8 protein-coding genes are annotated in these 8226 nt (G+C 62.0%); 2 read left to right on the plus strand and 6 right to left on the minus strand.

Features of this window, described 5'->3' with window-relative positions; all coding sequences use genetic code 11:
• Positions 1-24: 24 nt before the first annotated feature.
• Genes HX869_RS09295 through HX869_RS09320 form a run of 6 tightly spaced genes read right to left on the minus strand, consistent with a single transcriptional unit; the run spans position 25 to position 6204 of the window.
• Entirely contained in the window at positions 25-1539 is a 1515-nt protein-coding gene (locus tag HX869_RS09295; protein WP_003218831.1) for an ABC transporter substrate-binding protein, read from the minus strand.
• A gap of 51 nt (positions 1540-1590) precedes the next feature.
• Positions 1591-2562, minus strand: coding sequence for an ABC transporter ATP-binding protein (locus HX869_RS09300; protein ID WP_087693677.1), 972 nt, complete (start codon positions 2560-2562; stop codon positions 1591-1593).
• The gene (locus tag HX869_RS09305; protein WP_102368420.1) at positions 2559-3515 is read right to left on the minus strand and encodes an ABC transporter ATP-binding protein; all 957 of its coding nucleotides are present in this window, start codon (positions 3513-3515) and stop codon (positions 2559-2561) included. The genes HX869_RS09300 and HX869_RS09305 overlap by 4 nt, the downstream gene beginning before the upstream one ends.
• Positions 3512-4369 (minus strand): ABC transporter permease, encoded by an 858-nt coding sequence (locus HX869_RS09310; RefSeq protein WP_178903009.1) that lies wholly within the window; start codon positions 4367-4369, stop codon positions 3512-3514. The genes HX869_RS09305 and HX869_RS09310 overlap by 4 nt, the downstream gene beginning before the upstream one ends.
• Positions 4366-5313, minus strand: a complete 948-nt coding sequence (locus tag HX869_RS09315) for an ABC transporter permease (protein ID WP_178903010.1) — start codon at positions 5311-5313, stop codon at positions 4366-4368. The genes HX869_RS09310 and HX869_RS09315 overlap by 4 nt, the downstream gene beginning before the upstream one ends.
• Positions 5314-5316: 3 nt before the next feature.
• Positions 5317-6204, minus strand: a complete 888-nt coding sequence (locus HX869_RS09320) for a proline iminopeptidase-family hydrolase (RefSeq protein WP_008437674.1) — start codon at positions 6202-6204, stop codon at positions 5317-5319.
• A 182-nt stretch (positions 6205-6386) separates the two neighbouring features.
• Here HX869_RS09320 and HX869_RS09325 point away from each other — a divergent pair, with 182 nt between their 5' ends.
• Together HX869_RS09325 and HX869_RS09330 are read left to right on the plus strand one after the other, a co-directional pair.
• Positions 6387-7151 carry a LuxR family transcriptional regulator gene (locus HX869_RS09325; RefSeq protein ID WP_008437673.1) on the plus strand — a complete coding sequence of 255 codons (765 nt, stop codon included), beginning with the start codon at positions 6387-6389 and terminating at the stop codon, positions 7149-7151.
• A 94-nt stretch (positions 7152-7245) separates the two neighbouring features.
• Entirely contained in the window at positions 7246-8178 is a 933-nt protein-coding gene (locus HX869_RS09330) for a proline iminopeptidase-family hydrolase (protein ID WP_003218843.1), read from the plus strand.
• Positions 8179-8226: the final 48 nt, after the last annotated feature.

The following is an 8226-nucleotide window of genomic DNA, read 5'->3' on the forward strand; positions in this document are numbered from 1 at the left end:
TTGTATTGCGGTGATCTCTAGAACTTAGTTCTTCACCACTTCCTCAAGCGTGAAGCGCCCCAACGGGTTTTGCAGGAAGTTGCTCACGTTCTTGCGTGAGATGTTGATGTACGGGCTGTAGTACAGGTCGATCCAGTTCACATCCTGTTTCGCCATTTTCTGCAGGTCGACGTACATCTGCTCACGCTTGACCGGGTCCGCCTCGATCCGCGCCGCGGCCACCAGGTCCTTGACCTTGTCGTTCTTGTAGCGGGTCATGTAGTTCTGATTGGTGTCGTGGCCCAGCACGAAGGTGGTCTTCTGGTCCGGGTCGAGGATGTCGTTGGTCCAGTACATCACCGAAATATCGTAATCACCGTCCACCAGCATCTGCCAGCTTTGGGTCGGGTCAACCTTTTGCAGGTTGGCCGTCACACCGACCTTGGCCAGTTGATCCTTGATCATCACCGCAATCTGCTCGTCGGCTTCGTTGCCGGCGTTGACCACGTAGTTGAGCTTCAAATCCTGGGCGCCGGCAGCCGCCAGCAGCTTCTTGGCTTCGGTCGGGTCATACGGGCGTTGCAGGTTGTTGGCGTAGTGGTACAGCGAGCCTTTTGGGATGTAGGAATAGGCCACGGTGCCCTGGCCGAAGGTGGCGGTTTTCACCAGCGATTGTTTATCGATGGCCATGTCCAGCGCCTGGCGCACTTCCGGCTTGGCCAGCAGGCCGTGGGCGTGGTTGATCAACAAGTGATCTTCACGGGTAGACGGGTCGGAGTGCACCACCACGTTCTTGTCTTTTTTCAGCTCTTCAACCCGGGAAAACGGGACGAAGATCGCCGTGTCCAGCTCATTGTTCTGCACCATGCGCATGCGGGTGTTGTCGTCGGTGACGGAGACCCATTCCACACCATCCAGGCTGACGTTGCTGGCCTGCCAGAAGTTCGGGTTCTTCTTCAGGATCACCCGATCGCCCTTGCGCCACTCGTCCACGGTAAACGCGCCGGAGGTCACCGGGTTTTCCGAGTAGGCGTCTTCGCCCATCTTGGTCATGGCTTTTTCCGACAGGATCGACACCGTCGGCGAAGCCAGTTGCGAGAGGAAGGCCACTGCCGGGGTTTTCAAGGTCACTACCAGGGTTTGCGGGTCGCTGGCCTTGGCGGTGTTGATCAGGCTGAACGGGTCGCTCCACAGCGAGGCCTTGTTGTCGCGGATGCGCAACAGGCTGAAGGCAGCGTCGTCGGCGGTGATCGGCGAGCCATCCGAGAACTTCGCGGCACGCAGCTTGAAGGTGTACGTCAGGCCGTCCTTGGAAATGTCCCAGCTTTCTGCCAGCCCCGGTTCCATCCTGGTGCCCAGGTTGTCCACGCGCACCAGGGTGTCGTAGACGTTGGCGAACACCCAGGTATCGCGGTTCTGCGCGCTTTTGATCGGGTCAAACGTGGTGCTGTCTTCGCGGCAGCCGATGGTCAGCACACCTGCGGCGTGGGCAATACCGGCGGTCAGCGACCAGGCGGTGAGTGTGGCGGCGGCGAGCAACTTCAAGTGACGGGATTGCATGTCATAACTCCTTGTCTATAACGGCGGTTGTTCATGATCGGCAGGAAGGGTTCAAAGCAAAGGTTCTTCAAGCACGCAACTGTACCGATGCGTTTGCACAACGTGAGTCGGCGGCAATACCTCGGCACACACGGCGCGTGCATGTCGGCAACGCGGGTGAAAGGCGCAACCGCTGGGCAGTCTCAACGGGCTGGGTGGCTCGCCCGGCAAGGGCTCGCTGGGCAGCGGGCGGTACGGATCAATCTCCGGGATCGCCTGGATCAACGCCGCCGTGTAGGGGTGACGGGGCGTGGTGAACACTGCCTCCACCGGGCCTTCCTCGACGATTTTCCCCAGGTACATCACCGCCACCCGATCACACAGGCGGCGGACGATGGCCAGGTCGTGGGCGATAAACAGGATCGCCAGGTTCATGCGCTGTTGCAGTTCCAGCAGCAGGTTGATGATCTGGCCCTGGATCGACACATCCAGGGCAGCCACGCATTCGTCGGCGATGATCAGCCGCGGCTCCACCGCCAGCGCCCGGGCAATGCCGACGCGCTGGCACTGGCCGCCGCTCAGGGAGCCAGGCTTGCGGCTGGCAAGCTCGGGGCGCAGGCCTACCAGATCGAGTAATTCGTCGACCCGGCGTGGGATGTTTTCTGGCGCCACCTTGCGCTGCACCCGCAGGACTTCGGCAATGGTTTCGCCGATGGTCAGCCGCGGGTTCAGGGCCGCGTAGGGATCCTGGAAGATCATCGCCGTCTCGTGCCGCAGACGGGCGATATCGACCGGCCCGGCGTGGGCCATGTCGATGCCGTCAAACACCACCTGCCCGGCGCTGATGGGGTTGAGGTGCAGGATCGCCCTCCCCAATGTGCTTTTGCCGCTGCCGGACTCGCCCACCAAACCCAGTGTTTCACCGGCGGCCAGGGTCAACGACACCCCGTTGACCGCCCTCACCCACTGTTTATTCAGGCCGAACAGGCCGCTGCCGGCGGCGGCAAAACGCACCTCAAGGTCATTCACCTGCAACAGCGTCATGGGCGAACTCCCAGGGGATAGTGACAGGCCACCCGCGCGCCTTCCGGCAGCAGCTCGGTGCACAAGCTGCCGACTTGCGGGCAGCGCGGGTTGAACCGGCAGCCCTTGGGCAATGCGTCGAGCAATGGCGGTTGGCCGGCGATGGTGCGCAACAGGGCGTGGCCGCTGCTGGTGGCGGGCTGGCACTCGATCAGGCCGGCGGTGTAAGGGTGTTGCGGGTGTGCCAGCAGCTCGTATTTGCTGCCGTGTTCGCACAGGCGCCCGGCGTACATCACGGCGATGGAGTCGCAGGTTTGCGCCACCACGCCCAGGTCGTGAGTGATCATGATGATCGACAGGCCACGCTGGTCCCGCAGGTCCAGCAACAGCCGCAGAATCTGGGCTTGCACGGTCACGTCGAGGGCGGTGGTCGGTTCGTCGGCAATCAGCACCTTGGGATTGCAGCCAAGGGCCACCGCGATCATTGCCCGCTGGCGCATGCCGCCGGAAAACTCGTGGGGGTAATTGTCGATCCGCGCCTGGGGATCGGGAATGCCGACCTGGCGCAGCACTTCGATAGCCTGCAAGCGCGCCTCCTTTTTCGACGCGCCCTGGTGCAGTCGGATGCCTTCGGCGATCTGCTCGCCGATGCGCATCAACGGGTCGAGGTGGCTACTGGGGTTCTGGAAAATCATCCCAAGTTGCCCACCGCGTACCGCGCGCATGCCGGCGTCATCCAGCTGCAGAAGGTCCTGGCCCGCCAGGCGCACCGAACCGCCCTGCACCCGCAGGCTCGGGGACGGCAGCAAGCGCATCAGCCCGCGACAGGCCATGGTCTTGCCCGAACCGCTTTCGCCCACCAGGCCGAGGATTTCACCTTCGGCCAGGTCGAACGACACCCGGTCCACCAACGTTACGTCGCGCCCGGTGTTATTGGCGATGACGCTCAGGTCCTGCACCTGCAACAGGCTCATGAGCGATCCCCCAGCACTTGCGCCACACCATCGGCCAGCAGGCTGAAGCCCATGGCCAGGGTCACGATGGCCAGGCCCGGGAAGGTGCAAATCCACCAGGCGGTGGTGATGAACGCCTGGCCTTCGGCAACCATGGTGCCCCACTCGGCGGTCGGCGGTTGTACGCCCAGGCCGAGGTAGCTGACCGCTGCGCCGTTGAGCAGCACCAGCACTGCGTCAGACATCGAGAACACAATCGAACCGAACATCGCGTTGGGCAACAAATGCCGGAACAGAATGCGCCCATGGCCAAAGCCCAGGCTTTTGGCGGCCAGGGCGAAGTCGCTTTCCTTGAGCACCAGGATCTGCGAGCGGATCAGCCGCGCGTAGGACACCCAGCCCACCAGCGCCATGGCGATGTAAAAGCTTTTCAAACCCGGACCGAGAATGGCCATGATCGCCAGCATCAGCACCAGGAAAGGGAACGCGAGGATCACGTCGATCACCCGCATGCAGAAGCTGTCGAAACGCCCGCCGATGTAGCCGGACACCGCACCGACGAAGGTGCCGATCAGAAACGGAAAGATCACCCCCACCACCGCCAGTTGCAGGTCGATGCGTGCACCCCAGATTACCCTCGAAAGGATGTCTCGCCCGTAGTTGTCCGTGCCAAATGGATGGGCCTGGCTGGGACCCAGCAAACTGATGTCGGTGTTTTGCGCAATCGGGTCAAAGGGTGCGATCCAGGGGGCGAACACGGCCAGCGCCAGCCATGTCAGCAGAATCAACAGGCCCCAGGCCGCCGTCAGCCGGCCATTGCGAAAAACAAAGCGCAGGCGCAGGCGCCACGGGGCGATCAATGGGCGGCTGCTCATTGCATCTTCACTCGCGAGTCCAGCGTGACCGTCACCACATCGGCAACAAAGTTGACCAGCACGGTGGCACAGGCCAGCACCATCGCCACGCCCTGCACCACCATGTAGTCGCGGGTGAAGATGCCGCGCACCAGCAATTGGCCGATGCCGGGAATCGCAAACAGGCTTTCGATCACCACCGTGCCGCTGATCAGCCAGCCAATGTTCACCGCCAGCAGGTTCACCGCCGGCACCAGGGAATTGGGCAGCACATGACGACGAAACACCGCCGCCTCCGACAACCCGCGCGCCCGGGCGGCGGTAACGTGGTCAGCCTGCAATTCCATCAACATGCTCGCCCGCAGGTTGCGCACCAGCACCGCCGACAGCGCCAGGGCGATGGTCAGGCACGGCAGAACCATGTGGTGCGCCTTGTCCAGCCAGGTGCGCCCATACCCGGAGACCGGGAACAGGCCCCATTGCACGCTGAGCAACAGGATCAGCATCAAGCCCAGCCAGAACGCCGGCATGCCCAGGCCCACCGTAGTGAACAGCCGGATCAGGTTATCCGCCCAGCCACCTTTATTACGCGCGGCCACGGTGGCCAGCGGCACGGCGATCAACAGCGCCAGCAGCACACTGCCGAGCACCAGGAACAGGGTCGGCTCGATGCGGGTGACGATCAGTTTCAGCGCGTCGACCTTGTACAGCAGTGACTGGCCGAGGTCGCCCTTGAGCAGGTTTTTCAGGAAGTAGAAATATTGCAGCCACAGCGGCTGGTCGAGGCCGTACTGGGCGCGGATCTTCAGCAAGGCGTCCGGGGTGCTGCGCGAACCCAGCAGGGCCCGCGCCGGGTCGCCGGGAATCGAGCGCACCAGCACAAAGGTGATCAGGCTGATGCCAAACAGCACCGGCAGCAATTGCAGCGGCCGGGACAGCACAAAACGGTAACGCGCCAGGTTCATCCGTCAGCCTCGATGACGAGCGAGGAAGTCCAGCAGCACCGGGAAGTATGCCTGGGGCTCTTCGTAAAACGGCATATGGCTGCTGTTGGGGAACACGTGCAGCTCGGCGTGCCGGGCGGCGCTTTTCATGCGCATGGCGCAGGCCGGGGTCAGTTCGTCGTGCTGCCCGGTGGTGATCAGTATCGGCATCTTGAACTCGGCCATCTCGGGGATGCGGTTCCAGTCCTTGAGGTTGCCGATGTAGAGAAACTCGTTGGGGCCCTGCATGGTTTCGTAGGGCCCCATGTTCCAGTCGCCGAGGGAACGCTGGACCGGCGCCGGCCATTCGTCCAGGCGGCAGACGTGGCGGTAGTTGAGCAAGGTGATGGCGGCCTGGTACTGCGGGTGATCGAGGGTACCCATGGCTTCATGGCGTTGCATCATCGCCACGGTTTCGCTGCCCAGGGCGCCGCGCAGGCGTTCCAGCTCGAGGGACAGGTGCGGAATGTCGCCGACGGTGTTTTCCAGGATCAGGCTTTTCAGCGCATCGGGGTAGTGAATGGCGTACTCGATGCCCAACCATCCGCCCCAGGAATGCCCCAGCAAGTGCACGCGGCCAAGGCCAAGGGCCTGGCGCACGGTTTCGACTTCTTCGACATAACGGCTGATTTCCCACAGCGAAACATCGGTCGGTCTGGCTGAAGCGCCCGTGCCAAGCTGGTCGAATGCAACCACTCGCAGGCCGTTGTCCTTGAGCCAGCCATGGGCGTCGCGCAAGTAGTCGCAAGGCAGCCCGGGGCCGCCATTGAGGCACAGCAACACTTCATCGCCTTCGCCAAAGCTATAGGCCACGAGGTTGTGGCCATCGACCTGCACGTTGTACCGCTGGTCGGGGGCAATTTCACGCCACATGCATACATTCCTTGTTGTGTGTCGGCCCTGTGGAGAGTGGCCGTTTAGAGGCCAACACTACCGAGGATGCCGCGTGTCCATAACCTGGTAATTCTTATAGGTTTGGTCTGGCAGTCCTTCGCCGGGGCGTGGCATTCTACTTGCAGCAAGACGAGATTCAAATGAAATCGGGAGCAGAACGGATGCTGGCCAGGCTAACTGCGTTTAATGACCGTCTCATCCCCGGCAGGAGCCTGGATGAACAGATGGACAACACCCTCGTATTGGCCCAGGACCTGGGTTTTGATGCGTTGGTCTACGACTACACCCCCGTGCCCATTGACCATAATGGTGCACTGATCACCCCTTCTGTGCTGCAACTGCGCAATACCCCGCCCGACTGGTACAACCTGTGGTGCAGTTCCGGCTTTTATCAGATCGATCCGGTGCAACACCTCGCACTGTCGACGGTTTCACCGTTTGTGTGGTCCTACGAGGCCAAGGCCGATACCGCGCTGCAAAAGATCATCGACCCCTGCCACGCCCCGGTTTCCAGCTACCTGCACGACCGCCAGATGACCTGCGGCGTCAGCGTGCCGATCCATTTGCCCCGTGGCGGCTTCGCCTCGCTGACCGGCCTGCGCACCGGCAAGGCCAGCGCCGTGTTGCAGGACGCCCGCCAGACGCTGTCGGAATTCAGCCTGATTACCCACGCCTTGCAGGAAGCGGCCTACCCGCTTTTCAGCAAAGAACTGCGCTCCTACCCGCATATCCGCCTGACCAAGCGTGAGCGCGAATGCCTGAAATGGGCCGCCGACGGCCTGACCGCCGCCGAAATCGCCACGCAATTGAGCCGCTCCCTGGCAGTGGTTACCCTGCACCTGGCGTCGGCCATGCACAAACTGGGGGCCAAGAACCGGGTGCAAGCGGTGGTACGGGCCACTCATTACCGGCTGCTGGAAGACTGATCCGAAGGAAAAACCTAGCTGTTTTGCTAGTTACTTAAACTTTCTGTGCCGACTATCGTGTACCTGATCACTTTTTCTCAGGGCAGGGCACGAAATGGAATTCATCGAAACAATCCGCGAAGGCTATGCGGCCTTTCGCGACTACCAGACCTGGTATCGGGTAACCGGCGACCTGGACAGCGGCCTCACGCCGCTGGTCATCCTCCATGGTGGCCCGGGTTGTACCCATGATTATGTCGATGCCTACAAGGACGTAGCCGCCAGTGGCCACGCGGTCATTCACTACGACCAACTGGGCAACGGCCGCTCCACCCACCTGCCTGACAAAGACCCTTCATTCTGGACCGTCGGCTTGTTCCTCGAAGAACTGGACAACCTGCTGGACCACCTGCAGATCAGCAACAACTACGCGATCCTGGGTCAATCCTGGGGCGGCATGCTCGGCAGCGAACACGCCATCCTGCAACCCAAGGGCCTGCGTGCATTTATTCCGGCCAACTCGCCGACCTGCATGCGTACCTGGGTTGCCGAGGCCAACCGCCTGCGCAAGCTACTGCCTGAAGGCGTGCACGAGACCTTGCTCAAGCATGAACAGGCCGGCACCTACCAGGACCCTGAATACCTGGCCGCCTCGCGGATTTTCTATGACCAGCACGTGTGCCGGGTCAATCCGTGGCCGGAAGAAGTCGCCCGCACATTCGCCCAGGTGGATTCGGACCCGACGGTGTATCACGCCATGAGCGGCCCGACGGAATTCCATGTGATTGGCAGCTTGAAAGACTGGAACGTGATCGGCCGGCTGTCGAAGGTCAATGTGCCGACCCTGGTGATTTCCGGTCGCCATGACGAGGCCACGCCGCTGGTGGTCAAGCCGTTCCTGGATGAGATCGCCGATGTGCGCTGGGCGCTGTTCGAAGACTCCAGCCATATGCCGCATGTTGAAGAGCGACAGGCGTGCATGGGGACAGTGGTGCAGTTTTTGGATGAGGCTTGTTCGGTGCCCCACAGAACGCTCAAGACTGGCTGAGATCAAAATGTGGGAGCGGGCTTGCTCGCGAAGGCGGTGGATCAGTCA

The organism is Pseudomonas sp. P7779, from assembly GCF_013386315.1.
GTDB lineage: Bacteria > Pseudomonadota > Gammaproteobacteria > Pseudomonadales > Pseudomonadaceae > Aquipseudomonas.

Excerpts from the sequence above, each read along its gene's own strand:
- HX869_RS09295 (WP_003218831.1), bottom strand. The coding sequence starts at position 1,539 with ATGCAATCCCGTCACTTGAAGTTGCTCGCCGCCGCCACACTCACCGCC.
- HX869_RS09300 (WP_087693677.1), bottom strand. The coding sequence starts at position 2,562 with ATGACGCTGTTGCAGGTGAATGACCTTGAGGTGCGTTTTGCCGCCGCC.
- HX869_RS09305 (WP_102368420.1), bottom strand. The coding sequence starts at position 3,515 with ATGAGCCTGTTGCAGGTGCAGGACCTGAGCGTCATCGCCAATAACACC.
- HX869_RS09310 (WP_178903009.1), bottom strand. The coding sequence starts at position 4,369 with ATGAGCAGCCGCCCATTGATCGCCCCGTGGCGCCTGCGCCTGCGCTTT.
- HX869_RS09315 (WP_178903010.1), bottom strand. The coding sequence starts at position 5,313 with ATGAACCTGGCGCGTTACCGTTTTGTGCTGTCCCGGCCGCTGCAATTG.
- HX869_RS09320 (WP_008437674.1), bottom strand. The coding sequence starts at position 6,204 with ATGTGGCGTGAAATTGCCCCCGACCAGCGGTACAACGTGCAGGTCGAT.
- HX869_RS09325 (WP_008437673.1), top strand. The coding sequence starts at position 6,387 with ATGCTGGCCAGGCTAACTGCGTTTAATGACCGTCTCATCCCCGGCAGG.
- HX869_RS09330 (WP_003218843.1), top strand. The coding sequence starts at position 7,246 with ATGGAATTCATCGAAACAATCCGCGAAGGCTATGCGGCCTTTCGCGAC.